The organism is Xanthomonas sp. NCPPB 2933 (genome assembly GCF_056725225.1).
In genome coordinates this window covers 2,652,650-2,667,023 of the sequence record NZ_CM161518.1, presented here as the reverse complement: position 1 = coordinate 2,667,023, position 14,374 = coordinate 2,652,650, and the positions used below count along the sequence as shown (strand labels likewise).

At 62.9% G+C, this 14,374-nt stretch carries 10 protein-coding genes and 3 tRNA genes; 6 read left to right on the top strand and 7 right to left on the bottom strand.

The genetic code is table 11. The annotated features are described in order from the left end of the window. Positions 1–120: 120 nt before the first annotated feature. Positions 121–939 carry a zinc transporter ZupT gene (gene zupT, locus AC1PLU_RS10950; RefSeq protein ID WP_176340719.1) on the top strand — a complete coding sequence of 273 codons (819 nt, stop codon included), beginning with the start codon at positions 121–123 and terminating at the stop codon, positions 937–939. Between the two features lie 27 nt (positions 940–966). Here zupT and AC1PLU_RS10945 read toward each other — a convergent pair whose 3' ends face one another. Continuing rightward, positions 967–1,953: an RluA family pseudouridine synthase gene (locus tag AC1PLU_RS10945; RefSeq protein WP_481093294.1), complete on the bottom strand. Its 987-nt coding sequence runs from the start codon at positions 1,951–1,953 to the stop codon at positions 967–969. A gap of 412 nt (positions 1,954–2,365) precedes the next feature. Between AC1PLU_RS10945 and AC1PLU_RS10940 the strand changes: the two genes are divergently transcribed. Then, positions 2,366–6,094, top strand: a complete 3,729-nt coding sequence (locus AC1PLU_RS10940; RefSeq protein ID WP_481108504.1) for an Rne/Rng family ribonuclease — start codon at positions 2,366–2,368, stop codon at positions 6,092–6,094. 204 nt (positions 6,095–6,298) lie between these two features. On the opposite strand, the gene AC1PLU_RS10935 is transcribed toward AC1PLU_RS10940, so the two are convergent. The 3 genes from AC1PLU_RS10935 to AC1PLU_RS10925 all read right to left on the bottom strand — a co-directional run bounded on the left by AC1PLU_RS10935 (position 6,299) and on the right by AC1PLU_RS10925 (position 8,318). Further along, positions 6,299–6,946: a response regulator gene (locus AC1PLU_RS10935; RefSeq protein WP_006450759.1), complete on the bottom strand. Its 648-nt coding sequence runs from the start codon at positions 6,944–6,946 to the stop codon at positions 6,299–6,301. Positions 6,947–7,155: 209 nt separating this feature from the next. Beyond that, positions 7,156–7,917, bottom strand: a complete 762-nt coding sequence (locus AC1PLU_RS10930; protein WP_481093295.1) for a sulfurtransferase — start codon at positions 7,915–7,917, stop codon at positions 7,156–7,158. Positions 7,918–7,952: 35 nt separating this feature from the next. Then, entirely contained in the window at positions 7,953–8,318 is a 366-nt protein-coding gene (locus tag AC1PLU_RS10925; protein WP_104552014.1) for a DUF6164 family protein, read from the bottom strand. Positions 8,319–8,378: 60 nt separating this feature from the next. On the opposite strand from AC1PLU_RS10925, the gene AC1PLU_RS10920 reads away from it, so the two are divergent. Continuing rightward, entirely contained in the window at positions 8,379–8,810 is a 432-nt protein-coding gene (locus tag AC1PLU_RS10920) for an FKBP-type peptidyl-prolyl cis-trans isomerase (protein ID WP_043909011.1), read from the top strand. An 11-nt stretch (positions 8,811–8,821) separates the two neighbouring features. Then, complete coding sequence (locus AC1PLU_RS10915) at positions 8,822–10,084, top strand: TIGR03862 family flavoprotein (protein WP_481108420.1); 1,263 nt, start codon at positions 8,822–8,824, stop codon at positions 10,082–10,084. Here AC1PLU_RS10915 and AC1PLU_RS10910 read toward each other — a convergent pair. Beyond that, a complete protein-coding gene (locus AC1PLU_RS10910) occupies positions 10,068–11,360 on the bottom strand; it encodes a nucleotide sugar dehydrogenase (protein WP_481093297.1) in 1,293 nt (430 codons plus the stop codon). The two genes, AC1PLU_RS10915 and AC1PLU_RS10910, sit on opposite strands and share 17 nt — an antisense overlap. Before the next feature lie 143 nt (positions 11,361–11,503). On the opposite strand from AC1PLU_RS10910, the gene AC1PLU_RS10905 reads away from it, so the two are divergent. Then, positions 11,504–11,587, top strand: a tRNA-Leu gene (locus AC1PLU_RS10905). 109 nt (positions 11,588–11,696) lie between these two features. Further along, positions 11,697–12,518 (top strand): 4'-phosphopantetheinyl transferase family protein, encoded by an 822-nt coding sequence (locus tag AC1PLU_RS10900; protein WP_481093298.1) that lies wholly within the window; start codon positions 11,697–11,699, stop codon positions 12,516–12,518. A gap of 127 nt (positions 12,519–12,645) precedes the next feature. Here the strand turns inward: AC1PLU_RS10900 and AC1PLU_RS10895 are convergent. Together AC1PLU_RS10895 and AC1PLU_RS10890 are read right to left on the bottom strand one after the other, a co-directional pair. Next, a tRNA-Gly gene (locus AC1PLU_RS10895) sits at positions 12,646–12,721 on the bottom strand. Positions 12,722–12,847: 126 nt separating this feature from the next. After that, positions 12,848–12,921, bottom strand: a tRNA-Cys gene (locus AC1PLU_RS10890). Positions 12,922–14,374: the final 1,453 nt, after the last annotated feature.

The following is a 14,374-nucleotide window of genomic DNA, read 5'->3' as shown; positions in this document are numbered from 1 at the left end:
CCACACGTTCGTCATCCAGGCATGACCATCCTGCAATCGAGGGTGGCCGTGCGCCTATCGCGCAGCAATCGCCACGCTCCCCGCAGAAGTGCGTTCCATTCCACGAGGTCGTCGCGTCACATGCTCGAAGTGTCATCACAGAACGTCTGGACCGCGTTTGCGGTCACTCTGGCCGCCGGACTCGCTACCGGCCTCGGCAGCCTCATGGTGGTGTTCTCCAAGAAGCCCAATCCGCGCTTGCTGGCATTCGGGCTGGCATTCGCTGGCGGCGCGATGGTGTACGTGTCGCTATCGGAGATCCTCAACAAGTCGATCGCCTCGTTCTCCAACGCCTATAACGACAAGCTCGGCTTTACCTTCGGCACCTTGGCGTTTTTGGCTGGCATGCTGCTGATCATGGTGATCGACCGCCTGGTGCCCAACCCGCACCAGAGCCTGTCCAGCGACGACCCGCAGTTTCGCGACGACAACCGCGCCTACATCCGTCGGGTTGGCCTGATGACGGCAATTGCGATCACCGCGCACAATTTCCCCGAAGGCCTGGCCACGTTTTTTGCGACGCTGGAAAGCCCCGCAGTCGGCATGCCGCTGGCGTTCGCGATCGCCATCCACAACATTCCCGAAGGCATTGCGATTGCAGTGCCGGTTTACTTCGCCACGCGCAACAAGTTCTATGCCTTCGGCGCCAGTCTGCTGAGCGGATTGGCCGAGCCGATCGGTGCCGGCATCGGCTATCTGGCCTTGTCCAATGTGCTGTCCGAGGCAGTTTTCGGCACTGTCTTCGGCTTGATTTCTGGCGTAATGGTGTTTCTGGCGCTGGATGAATTGTTGCCCGCCGCCAAGCGCTACGCGAAAGGCCATGAGACCGTCTACGGCCTGGTGGCCGGAATGGGCACCTTGGCGATCAGCCTGGTGCTGTTCCGCTTTGCGACACCCTGAGGCTGACGTGGCCTGCGGTGGCTTCGTTTAGCGACCCAGCCGGTCCAGCGCTTCGGCCAGCTCCGGCGCCAGCGGCGCATTCAGCACATACGGCGCATTGCCGGCATCCAGTGCGAACTCAAGCGACGCCGCGTGCAGAAACAACCGCTTCAGGCCGAGCTGATCGCGCAGGCGCTTGTTGACCTCCGCCTCGCCGTACTTGTCGTCGCCCGCCACCGGGTGCCCCAGGTGCTGGGCATGCACACGGATCTGATGGGTGCGGCCGGTCTCGATGCGGACTTCGCAATACGAGTGCCCGCCGCGTCGCTCCAGCAACTTGAAGTGGCTCAGCGATGGCTTGCCGATCGCGTTCACCTGCACATGCCGCTCGCCGCCCTGGCGCAGGCCGATATGCAATGGCGCATCCACCGTCATCACCCCGTCCGGCATTCGCCCGACCAACAGGGTCAGGTAGCGCTTGGTGATACCGCGGCCCTGCACGCGGTCATCCTCGCGCATCAGTGCCTGCATCTCGGTCAGCGCAGAGCGCTTCTTGGCCACGATCAGCAAGCCGGAGGTGTCGCGATCGAGCCGGTGCACCAGCTCCAAGCTCTGGTTTGGGCGTAACGCGCGCAAGGTTTCGATGGCGCCGAAGCTGATCCCGCTGCCGCCATGGCTGGCGACGCCCGACGGCTTGTTGAGCGCCAGCAGGCGCGCGTCTTCGAACACGATCGCCGCCTCCAGCCGGGCCATGAACGCGGACGGCGGCGCTGCCTTGTCGCCCTCTTCATTGACGCGCACCGGCGGGATGCGGACTTCTTCCCCACCCTCGAGCTTGCGCTCGGCCTTGGCGCGGCCGCCATTCACCCGCACCTGACCGCTGCGCACCAGCTTGTAGATCAGGCTGCGCGGCGCACCCTTGAGCTGGCCGAGCAGGAAATTGTCCAGCCGCTGCCCGGCACGGTCTTCCGGAACTTTGAGAATGCGCACGCCTACACGGTCGGCAGGCGGCTGGGGGGACTGGGGGTCGGTCATCTGGCTCTTTATTCTGTTACACTCGGCGAGCGAGATAAGGGTTTGATTTCGTTGGAAGTTGATTGGCCAGAAGCCTGACTTCCGATGATTCCGGCACAGTGCGCGACCACCGCCCCCGGGGCGGCCATGTTAGCGGCTCACCGGCCTGCCCGGCCATCGCCGTCGGTTTTTGGACCGTCGCGCTGAACATGTCCCGTGCGCTGCCCCGGTTCGTCCGGACGCGGCTGCCGGCCCTGAAACACCTATAAAACTTAAAGACAAGCGCTCCCGCGGCCTGCCGTGGTGTTGCAGCGCTGGAAACCCTGGTCAGGCCTGTCCGCGCGTTGCGCGAAGGGCCGACAAGCTGTTCCAGAGGCGAAACGTCACGGCGTTCCGCGCGGTAGAGCGCGTGAGGAACGCAACAATGAAGCGAATGCTGATCAACGCAACGCAGGCTGAAGAGCTGCGCGTAGCGATTGTGGACGGCCAGACCCTGTACGACATCGACATCGAACAGCCGTCCAAGGAACAAAAGAAGTCCAACATCTACAAGGGCCGTATCACCCGGCTCGAGCCCTCGCTGGAAGCGGCGTTCGTGGACTATGGCGCCGAGCGTCATGGCTTCCTGCCGTTGAAGGAAATCTCCCGCGATTACTTCCAGGCTGGCGTCGACCACAACAAGTCGACCATTCGCGAGCTGTTGCGCGAAGGCCAGGAAATCGTGGTGCAGGTCGACAAGGAAGAGCGTGGCAACAAGGGCGCTGCCCTGACCACGTTCATCTCGCTGGCCGGCCGCTACATGGTGCTGATGCCCAATTCGCCGAGCGCCGGTGGCGTCTCGCGCCGGATCGAAGGCGAAGACCGTGCCGCGCTGAAGGAAGCGCTGGACAAGCTCGACATCCCCGACGACATGGGCGTGATCATCCGCACCGCCGGTGTCGGCCGTGACGCCGAAGAGCTGCAGTGGGATCTGGATTACCTGCTGCAGACCTGGAAGGCGATTGCCGAGGCGGCGCTGAGCAAGCCGGCCGCCTTCCTGATCTATCAGGAATCGCGCCTGATCATCCGCGCCCTGCGCGACTACCTGCGCGCCGACATCGGCGAAATCCTGGTCGATACGCCGGAGCTGTACGCCGATGCCCAGGAATTCATGCAGCAGGTGATGCCGCAGAGCCTGCGCAAGCTCAAGCACTACACCGACGACATTCCGCTGTTCAACCGCTTTCAGATCGAATCGCAGATCGAAGGCGCCTATGAGCGCAACGTGCGGTTGCCCTCGGGCGGCTCGATCGTGGTCGACCAGACCGAAGCGCTGACGGCGGTCGACGTCAACTCCTCGCGCGCCACCAAGGGCAGCGATATCGAAGAAACCGCCTTCCAGACCAATCTGGAAGCGGCCGAAGAAGTGGCCCGCCAGTTGCGCCTGCGCGACCTGGGCGGCCTGGTGGTGATCGACTTCATCGACATGGCCTCGACCAAGCACCAGCGCGAAGTCGAAAACAAGCTGCAGAACGCGCTCAAGTACGACCGTGCGCGCGTGCAGCTGGGCCGTATCTCGCGCTTCGGCCTGATGGAAATGAGCCGCCAGCGCCTGCGTCCGAGCCTGGGCGAATCAAGCCAGATCGTGTGCCCGCGTTGCGACGGCCATGGCCGCATGCGCAGCGTCGAGTCGTTGTCGTTGTCGATCATCCGCGTAGCCGAAGAGCACGCGATGAAGGAGAACACCGGACAGGTGCTGGTGCAGGCCCCGGTGGAGATCGCCAATTACCTGCTCAACGAAAAGCGCAGCGCGCTGCGCGAGATCGAAAATCGCCACGCCTCGCCGATCATCATCGTCGCCGACGAGCAGCTGCACACCCCGCATTACGAAGTCACGCGCCTGCGTGAGAACGAGCTGGGCGAAGACAGCGGCAAGCCGAGTTATCAGCGTGGTACGCCGCGCAAGTTGCCGGTGCATGCGCTGACCAAGGCGCAGTTGAACATCCCGGTTGCGCCGGCAGTGACCTCGATCAAGCCGAGCCAGCCGGCTCCGGTGCGTGAGGAGGCCCCTGCCCCGGTCGCTGCAGCACCTGCGCCGGCTCCGGTCGTCGCACTGCCACTTCCTGCGCCGGTCACCGGCGTGGTCGGTTGGCTGAAGCGGATCTTCGGTGGCGTCGAGCCAGTGGCTCCGGTCCCCGAGTCGACCCAGCGTCCGCGCCAGAACGATCCAGCCCGTGGCAACCGCAACGAGCGTGGCGATCGTGGTGGTCAGCGCCGCGATGGCCGTGGTGAAGCGCGTAACGGCGGCAATCAGCAGCGTGGCAATGGCGGTAACGGTAGCAACGGCAATGGTGCCAACAAGGAGCGTCGCGATGAGCGTCGCCAGCCTGCCAATGGCCAGACCGCGCAGAACCCGCAGAATGGTGGTCAGGCGCAGCAGCAGGTGCAGGTCGCCAAGCCGCCGCGCAACGAACCGCAGGCACCCAAGCAACCGCAGCAGGGCCAGCAGCAGCAAAAGCAGAAGCCGCAGAATCAGGCTCCGCGTCCCCCGCGTGCATCTGTACAGCAGGACGGCGCGCCGTCCGAGAGGCAACAGCGCCCCGCCCGTCAGGACGAAGGCACGGCTTCCGCACAGACGCTGACCGCAACTGCCGCAACCGCGACGACTGCCGGTGTGGTTTCGGCAATCGCTGAAACCGCCGCGCCGGCGACGACGCACGTTCCCGCTAATGAAGCCAACCCGGCACACCCGGTCGATGTGATCGTGACCGAAGCGCATGCCGACCGTGGCACTGACTCCAGTGCAGACGGGCAGGCACCGGATGCAGCAGGCGATGATTCGGCCAATGGCGAAGGCGGCAGCCGTCGTCGTCGTGGCCGTCGTGGCGGCCGTCGTCGTCGTCGTGGTGCTGGAGCAAATGGTGAGGGTGGTATCGGCGCCGATGGTCTGGAAACGGACGATATGGATGGCGATGCTGAAGGCGATCTCGATGGCGACAACGAGAACGAAGGCGACGAAGCCGGCACGCAGACGCATGCCTCCGCTGCACCGCGCGCCGGCCAGCCGGAGTTCGACTTCGACGATGAAGCCGCGCCTGCGACCACTGCGCGCGCCAAGCCGGAGTCCAGCACTCCAGCAGCAGTGAAGCCGCGTCCGGTGCCTAAGGAGCGTTCGGAAAGCCAGGTAGCGGCCGACACCACGTCGACCACTGCACCGGTCTCCAATGCCACGCCGTCCTTCGAACGGCAGGCTGCGGCGGCTCCGGTTGCAGCTGCAGCCGAGCAGGCGCGTGGCGATGCTTCAGTTGCCTCTGCGGCACCTGTTGCGCAATCGGCACCGACGGCGACACCTGCTTCGGTTGCAGCTCCGACGCCGACTCAGGCTTCGGTTGCTACTCCGGCTCCAGTTGTGGCTCCGGCTTCGGTCGCTGCTTCGACACCGGCTGCCAACCCGGCTCCCGTTGCAACTCCTGCCGCGGTCGTGACGTCTGCTCCTGCAGCTGCGCCTGTCGAGCGTGCCGCTACGACGACGTCGGCGACTGCGCCGGAGTCGGTTACGCAGCAGAGGCAGGTGTCGTCGGCATCGACTGACGTTGCAGCACCCGCTGCAGTCAGCCCGGAACGCACTGCACCCGTCGTGGCCCCGGCACCAGTGCAAGCGGAGTCGGTGAAAGCCGAGACAGCTCCGGCTGTTGCTCCAGTGCACACGCAAGCGGCACCTGCGCCTTCGAGCGTCCCGGCTGCCCAGGCCGAGGTGGTCACCGTCAAGCCTTCGCAAGCAGCGCCGTCCAGCGCTGCAAGCCCGGCTGTGGATGTCGCAGTGACCTCCACCACGACGGTGCCGCAGAGCACTCCGGCTGCCGACGCTGCTCCAGTGACTCAGGCACGCAAGCCGTACGCACCGGTGCAGACGACGCTGCTCGACGCATTGGCTCCGGCCGATGCCACAGCACCGGCATCGTCGGCCTCGGCGCCTGCTGAGACGCCGGCACCGTACAAGGCGCCTGAGCAGCCTGCAGCAGTGGCCCCCGTAGCTCCTGCGACCGTGCAGAAGCAGGCGGACGATGAGCACAAGCCGACGGTTGTCGTTCCGGAAGCTGTAAAGCCGGTGGCTCCGTCGACCACTGCGACTGAAGCGCAAGAGCAGGAAGACGACACCAACAAGCCACGTAGCGATCACTGATCCCTGCATCGCCTGTTTCGACCTTGCCTGACTAATCACGCAAGGTCGAAGTCAAACAAAGCGGCCTTCGGGCCGCTTTGTTTTTGCGTGCAAGTTGCGAATAAGACGGCTGCGAGGATTGGCACCAGCGCGTTAGCTGCTGAGTGAGTCGCTTCTTTCTGAGGTATCGCTTGTCAGGAGCGAGACCAATCACCAGCGCATGACCTACATTGTTTGCGCGGGATCGGTCAGACCGTATTGGTTGGCCAGACGCGCCAGCGCGATGCTGTCCTGGATTCCAACCTTTTCGAACAGACGCGCCTTGTGAGTATTGATGGTCTTGGCACTGAGGTTCAGGCGCTTGGCGATGTCTTCCTGGCGCAGCCCCTGCGTCAGCAACAAAGCGACCTCCAGCTCGCGTGGCGACAACGCATCGAACGGCGAGCCGCCACCTTCAAGATTGGATAGCGCAAGGTTCTGCGCGATGGTGTTGCCGAGATAGCGCCGCCCCAGTGCGACTTCACGCACTGCACGCAGCAGTTCCTGCGCATCGCCGCCCTTGCCGACGTAGCCGGATGCACCGGCTTCGAGCAGACGCTTGGGCAGAGGGCCATCTTCCAGTACCGATACGATGATCACGCGGGTACCGTAATCGCCCTTGACGATGCGCTCGGTGATTTCCAGACCGCTGACGCCGGGCAGATGCAGATCGCACAACACGATCTCGGGCTTGAGCTGGCGGATTTGCGGCAACGCCGACTCCCCGCTCTCCGCCTCTCCCACCACATCGATGTCCACTTCCTTGGACAGGATCATCTTCATGCCTGTACGCACGAGTGCATGATCGTCAATCAGAAAAACTCTGATGGTCATCCTTGTTGTCCTCGCTATGCGGCTGGCTGGTGCAGCCTATCTCCGTGAATAATTCAGGGCAAGCACGATGCGACGTATTACTTTCAAGTCAGAGACCAAAGCCTCTCGCCGCGGTGAGGCATGACGCGCATGCGGGGCAACGTTGCATCGTGTTTGCATGATCCGAACACGCGCAGTGCGCGAATATCGGGAAATTCACTCGCGCCCGGTCAGATTTCCCCGGCCTCGGTGCTGCGCTCGGCATCCACCAGTGGGCGCAGTTCGGGATCCAGCGCGACACGCTCGTCGAAGACGAAGCAGCGGCCGTCATAGCCTTCGCCGCCGACCTCTTCGAAGTAGCCCAGGATCCCGCCTTCGAGCTGCAACACGTTGTCCATGCCATCGGCCTGCATCCACAGCGCGGCTTTTTCGCAGCGGATGCCGCCGGTGCAGAAGCTCACCACTGTGGCATCCGCCAGCGCAGCGCGATGTGCTTCCAACGCGCCCGGCAACTCGGTGAACTTGTCGATCGGCAACGTCAACGCACCCTGGAACGTGCCATATGCCACTTCCTGCGCATTGCGCGTGTCCAGCAGCACCAGCGGGCGACCGCGATCGTCGTGTCCTTGTCGCATCCATTCGCGCAGCACGCTTGGCGTCACTGCCGGCGCACGTCCCTGCAGAGGCGAGGCATCGTCGCGACGGAAACTGATGATCTCCGGCTTGCGCTTGACCTTGAGCCGCGCGAACGGCTGCTGCGCGCTCAGGCTGTACTTGATGCGCATCTGCGCAAAGCGCGAATCGCTCTGCAACCACGCATAGAACGCGCCGACCTGCTCGGCCTCGCCCGCCAGAAACAGATTGATGCCCTCCTCGGCCACCAGCACCGAGCCCTTCAGCGCCTGCTGCTCGGCGTGGCGAAGCACGCTGTCGGCAAGCTGTTGCGGGTCCTGGATGGCGACGAATTGGTAGGCGGCGGTATTGGTGATCATCGGGTCATTTTAAGCCCGATGGCGCCGCAATGGGGTCAGCCGCGCAACAGCAGAAACGGCAGCAGCACCAGCGAGGCGACCACCAGCATGCCGATCAGTGTGGCGATCACGAACAGCGGACGCTTGCGCAGCAGCGCAGCGAAGGTTTCCGCGGTGCCCGATGCCAGTGCCTCCTGACGCTGCGCGCGTGCGACCGCCCCGCGTTGGGCCTGATAGGCATCCATCGCCGCCTTGGCGCGCGGGTAGTCGGCATCGTCGCTGAGCCAGATGCCACCGGCGGAAATGCCCCAATTGCTCGGCCGCGTTTCGTAGATCTGCACCAGGTTCTCGCGCATCAGCGCTCGCACCTCGTCGGCTTCGTCATCGGGAACATTGCGCAGATTGAGCAGTAGCTTGGCCATGGGCGCGATGATAGCCGGAGCCAGATGCGATAATGGCGACCTTCCTTCATGGACCATCCCATGCGCCTTCTGTTGACGCTCTGTGTCGCCTTGTTGCTCGCAAGTTGTGCGCCTGCCCTGCCGCCGTCCGGTGGCACGATTGCTACCTTCGAGCGGATCGACCGCACCGTCGGCACCGGCGCAGTGGCAACGCCCGGCGCGATGGTTACCGTGCACTACACCGGCTGGTTGTACGACGAAAAGGCCGCCGACAAGCACGGCAAAAAGTTTGACAGCTCGCTCGATCGCGCCGAGCCATTCCAGTTCGTGTTGGGCGGCCATCAAGTCATCCGCGGCTGGGACGATGGCGTCGATGGCATGCGCGTGGGTGGCAAGCGCACCTTGATGATTCCGCCCGATTACGGCTATGGCGATAACGGTGCAGGTGGGGTGATTCCGCCTGGCGCCTCGCTGGTGTTCGATGTGGAATTGCTTGGCGTGCAGCCACGCTGAGTGCCTGAGCAATGACGGATGTGAGCAAGCGGCGGCTGGCGGTGATCGGCGGCGGGCCGGCCGGCTTGATGGCCGCAGAAGTGGCATGTGCGGCCGGCCTTGCGGTGGACCTTTACGAGGCCAAGGGCTCGGTCGGGCGCAAGTTTCTGATTGCCGGCAAGGGCGGTTTGAATCTCACCCATTCGGATCCGATGCCGCTGTTTGCGCAGCGTTATCGCGAGCGTGCCGAACCGGTGGCGGCCTGGTTGCGGGACTTCGATGCGGACGCGCTACGCGATTGGGCGCGCGGGTTGGGGGTGGACACCTATGTCGGCAGCTCCGGGCGTGTGTTTCCGATGGATCGCAAGGCGGCGCCGTTGTTGCGTGGCTGGGTGCGTCGACTCAAGGAACAAGGCGTCGCGTTTCATGTGCAGCATCGCTGGCTTGGGTTGAGCGATGACGGTACGTTGCGCTTCGACACACCGACCGGTGACATCGAGCGCGCTGCAGACGCGGTGGTATTGGCGCTCGGTGGCGGCAGTTGGCCGCAGCTTGGCTCGGATGGTCTGTGGCAAGCGCCACTGCAGCAACGCGGCATCGCGGTTGCGCCCCTGGTGCCGGCCAACTGCGGTTTCGACATCAGCTGGAGCGCGCATTTTGTGCAGCGGCATGCCGGTGCGCCGCTCAAACCGGTGGTGGCGCACTGGCAAGATCGCCATGGTGTGCAACACGAACTGCAGGGCGAATGCGTGGCCACCGCCACCGGAATCGAAGGCAGCCTGATTTATGCGGTGGCTGCAGACTTGCGAGAGCAGATCGATGCGCAAGGCGTGGCCGAACTTGGCCTGGATCTGGTCCCTGGACGTTCCCTTGAGCGCGTGAGCGCCGAACTGGACAAGCCGCGCAATGGACGGAGTTTTAGCGAGCATTTACGCCGACAGGTCGGAATCGATGGCGTCAAGGCGGCACTGCTGTACGAACACCTGGGCAAACAGGCCGGCGACGATCCTGTGCAGGTGGCACGCACGCTCAAGCAGTTACCGTTGCGCTTGCTCAGGCCGCGCCCGCTTGCCGAGGCGATCAGTTCGGCCGGCGGCGTGCGGCTGGAAGCGCTGGACGATGGGCTGATGGCGATCGCACAACCTGGCGTGTTTTGCGCAGGAGAAATGCTGGATTGGGAGGCACCGACTGGCGGCTATCTGCTGACCGCCTGCTTCGCCAGCGGATTACGTGCCGCACATGGCGCGGTGCACTGGCTGCAGCAGCAAGACGGGTGCGTTACAGACGATCGTTGACCGCTTCGCGCGGCCAAACCGATTTGACGTCGTAAATCACCGCGCCGGGTTTGCCCAACGCGGCGATGCGCTGGGCGTCGTAGTCGCGGTACTGCGCATGCGCCACCGCCAGCACGACCGCGTCGTAGGCACCTTCGTCCACAACCTCGCACAGCTGCACGCCGGCATGCTGCAGGGCTTCTGCCGGGTCGGCCCACGGGTCACAGGTATCGACCTGCACGCCAGCAGCTTGCAGCAACTGCACCAGTTCCAGTGCACGGCTATTGCGTAGATCCGGGCAGTTTTCCTTGAAGGTTGCGCCCAGCACCAGCACCCTCGCCTGCGCGAGCACCACGCCGCGCGTGGCGAGCATGCCGCAGACGCGCTCGGCAACGTGCCGGCCGACACGGTTATTGACCTGCCGCGCGGTGTGGATCAGATCGGGGTGATAGCCCACGCTCTCGGACTTGTGCATCAGGTAATACGGATCCACGCCGATGCAGTGGCCCCCGACCAGCCCGGGCCGGAATGGCAGGAAATTCCACTTGGTTCCGGCCGCTTCCAGCACATCCAGCGTGTCGATGCCGAGCTTGTCGAAGATCAATGCCAGCTCGTTGACCAGTGCGATGTTGACGTCGCGCTGGATGTTTTCGACCACCTTGGCAGCCTCGGCCACGCGCATCGACGGCGCGCGCCAGGTACCTGCGGTGATGATGCTGGTGTACAGCGCGTCGACCGCGTCGGCAGCTTCTATGGTGGAGCCTGAGGTGATCTTGCGGATATCGCGCAGACGCCGCTGGCGGTCGCCCGGATTGACGCGTTCGGGGCTGTAGCCGCAGAAAAAATCGTCGTTAAAACGTAGCCCCGATGCGGCTTCGAGCAATGGCACGCAGACTTCTTCGGTGGTGCCCGGATACACGGTGGATTCGTAGATCACCAGGTCGCCGGGCTTGAGCTCGGCGGCGATCAAGGTGGTGGCGCTGCGCAGCGGCTCCAGGTCGGGTTGCTCGAAGCTGTCGATCGGCGTCGGCACCGTGACGATGAAGATGCTGCACGCGGCCAGGTCGGCCGCGTTCGCGGTGTAGCGCAACCGGGTGGCGGCAGCCAGTTCGGTGTCGTCCAGTTCCAGCGTGGCGTCGTGGCCATCGCGCAACTGCGCTACCCGCTGCGCATCGATGTCGAAGCCCAGCGTGTCGCGCTGCTCGCCAAAGGCAACCGCCAGCGGCAGGCCGACATAGCCCAGCCCGATGACGGCGATACGCGCTTGAAGCGGTGCGAGAAGCGTGGTGCGGGACATGCGGTTCCTTCGATCGTGCGCGGGCGGTTTTCCGCGCGGCTATACAGCGGCAGGATAGCGCAGGCCGCACAGGCGCCGGCAGTGCAGCAAGACATACGCACAGAGATTCACAATCGGCGCGCAATCAGGCACGCTATCGCAATGCCCGGGTGGCGAAACTGGTAGACGCAAGGGACTTAAAATCCCTCAGCTGCAAGGCTATGCGGGTTCGATTCCCGCCCCGGGCACACTCTTCATCCATCTCCATCTGTCGCGCGCTCGCAGCCGTGCTTGGCACGAATACGTTGGCAGATGTCGCTCGGACAGGTAGGCCAGACGAAGTTGAAGGCGTCGATGATGTCCAGCACGCGCGGCGACCAGCTCGATGACGGCATGCAGTTCGTGCTGTTGAACAGAGGCACGCCTCCAGCGAGCGATCCAGGCATCGATTCGATCGAGGCATTGCACGCGCGTTGGCAGTACGCCCTGCCCTGCCTGGGCGGCGGCAGTTTGATCGTGCAGATCATGGCATTCGAACTTGCGCAGTTTTCGCTGGAAGCATTTGGTCTCTGCAACATCGCATGCCCTGACACGATTGCGCGTAGCGTCCGAAAACGCCAGGCCGAGTATTTCTTCGGTCGACTGGCTGCGCAACAAGCCTTGCAGCATCAGGCACTGGTCGCCGCCGGTATGTGCCCCGACATCGCCACCGGCAGCTCGCGTGAACCGCTATGGCCAGCGCAGGTGATCGGCAGCATCTCGCACACCAATCGCCTGGCCGCGGCGGCGGTTGCACCACTTGGCAGATGGCGCGGTATCGGCATCGATCTGGAGCACGTGGTCGGTGCTGACGCACGTGAGGCGTTGTTGAGCACTGTCGTGGATGGCTCGGAGCTGGCGTTGCTGCAGTCGATCTGCGCGTCCACCCACGTACCGCTGGAAGTGTTGCTGACCATCGTCTTCTCTGCCAAGGAAAGTCTGTTCAAGGCGAGTTTTTCCGCAGTAGGCCGCTACTTCGATTTTTCCTGTGCGCACCTGGTGGCACTGGATCCCATTGCGGGAGTCGTCCGTTTTCAGCTCAGCGAGCAGCTCTGCCCGGATCTACCAAACGGGCATCTGTGCGATATCAGTTTCGGTTTTGTCGATTCGCAGACGGTGATCACCTATCGAATCTGGTGAGTCTGGCCGAAGAACGTCGAGCCACGGACGCGGGAACAGAGTGCCTGCACAAATCCAACGCAACAAAAAAGGGCCGTGAGACCCTTTTGAGTGATCAACTGAATCGTCGGATTCAGTTGTTCTTATTTGGAGCGGGAAACGAGACTCGAACTCGCGACCTCAACCTTGGCAAGGTTGCGCTCTACCAACTGAGCTATTCCCGCGTGGAGCGAAATTGTACAGCTTGTCACATCATTACGCTAGCCCTTTCACACCACCAGCTCGCTGTTTCTTGCGGAGCCACCCGCTTGCGAACCGACACTTGGATGCGACTAGAACAGCGTGCGATGTGGAGGCCTGGGCCGGAATTGAACCGGCGTACGCGGATTTGCAGTCCGCTGCATAACCACTCTACCACCAGGCCGAACATCGCATTCCACAACACTTGCTTTGCAACAACAAGGCCCCGCAAACGGGGCCTATGCGTCTCAAGACAGCAACTGCACGCTAGTTGCATGCGTCCAACCTATTGTGTTGCAACAGGTTTTTCGCCATCCCTGCCCTGGAACGGACGCCATTGTAGCCTTGTTTGGCGTAGACGCCAAGAGGAGTGATCGGGCGCGCCACAGTGCGCTGGCGCCTGCAACCGCCGGACGCGATGTCCAGGCATCGTCCACCTTTGCGAGATCGAGTCTGCCTACTGGATCAGGCGCGCAGGGCTGATCGATGTCTCACACATCTGCTCCTCATCCACAGCGTACCAGCCCCATGACGGCGCATCTGCAAGGGATCCAATGTCCGGCCTGTCGTTTGGCCAGTAGAGGCGCACCGCGTCTACAGCGCCTGCTCTATCCGGGACGACCTGCAAGTTTATGCGATGCAATTCACACACCTACATCGACCGGATCCACATGAGGTAAGACGCTTGCCATACAACAAAGCGAATGACGCAACACAGATCACATCGGCTTGAAAAGCATCGGGAGAAGTGATTCGTTAAATTAACTTCATAACCAAAGTAAATGGAACATTGATAATAGTTAGATTATCCAGCTAAACAATAAATCCGCGCGAATGTAATAAATCCTTCTCGAATCGCGCCTATGGTGAGCCGCACACAAGGAGACTCATCCGTCACCCAAGGACGTCCGAACCTCCGCAGTTTTGCGATGGATATCTCGTGTCCAACCTCAGTAGCGCTGTGCTTTGCGGTTTTCAACGTGACTTCTGACTCCGAAGCAGTAGTGATCGGCGCCGCCACTGCTTCATCGCGGCCTGCCATCGAGCCAGGCAACTCGATGCTCCCCCACCCTGACACTTCGCAGGCGCAGTGCGCGCTTGAGGAGACTGCAAGTGCATTTGTCTGGTCACGCTGGCAGGCCTTGCCAAGGTCGGCAGAGGCCGAGCGACTGGAACGTCTGCTCGCTGCAATGGCGATCTACCTGGCGCGGACCTGCGAGCAAGTGCCCTTGATCAGGCTGCGCTATTCAGACCGCACTCGTCAGCTGACATTGCATCTAAGCGTGCACGACACCTGTAGTGCGATCTGCGAACAGGTGCACGCCGCATTGGATGAACGTGCACTCCGTACTGCAGGCCAGGAGGATGCGCAATCGAAAAAGGCGCAACGTGGTGACGTTACACATGCATGGCCGAGTTTGATCGAGATCGGTGTAACGAACGACAGTGGGGTGATTGTTGGCACAACCGCGACACCGCAGCTGCAATTGCAGATCTGCCAGTTACGCAAGCGATTTCGTTGCGGATTGCATAGCTCGCATTCGACACGGCGGCAGGCCTTGCGCGTCGGTGCACGTCTGAGATGTCTACTGACGGCTCTTGAACGTGGCGAGGCACAGCATAGCCCTGCAGGGTTA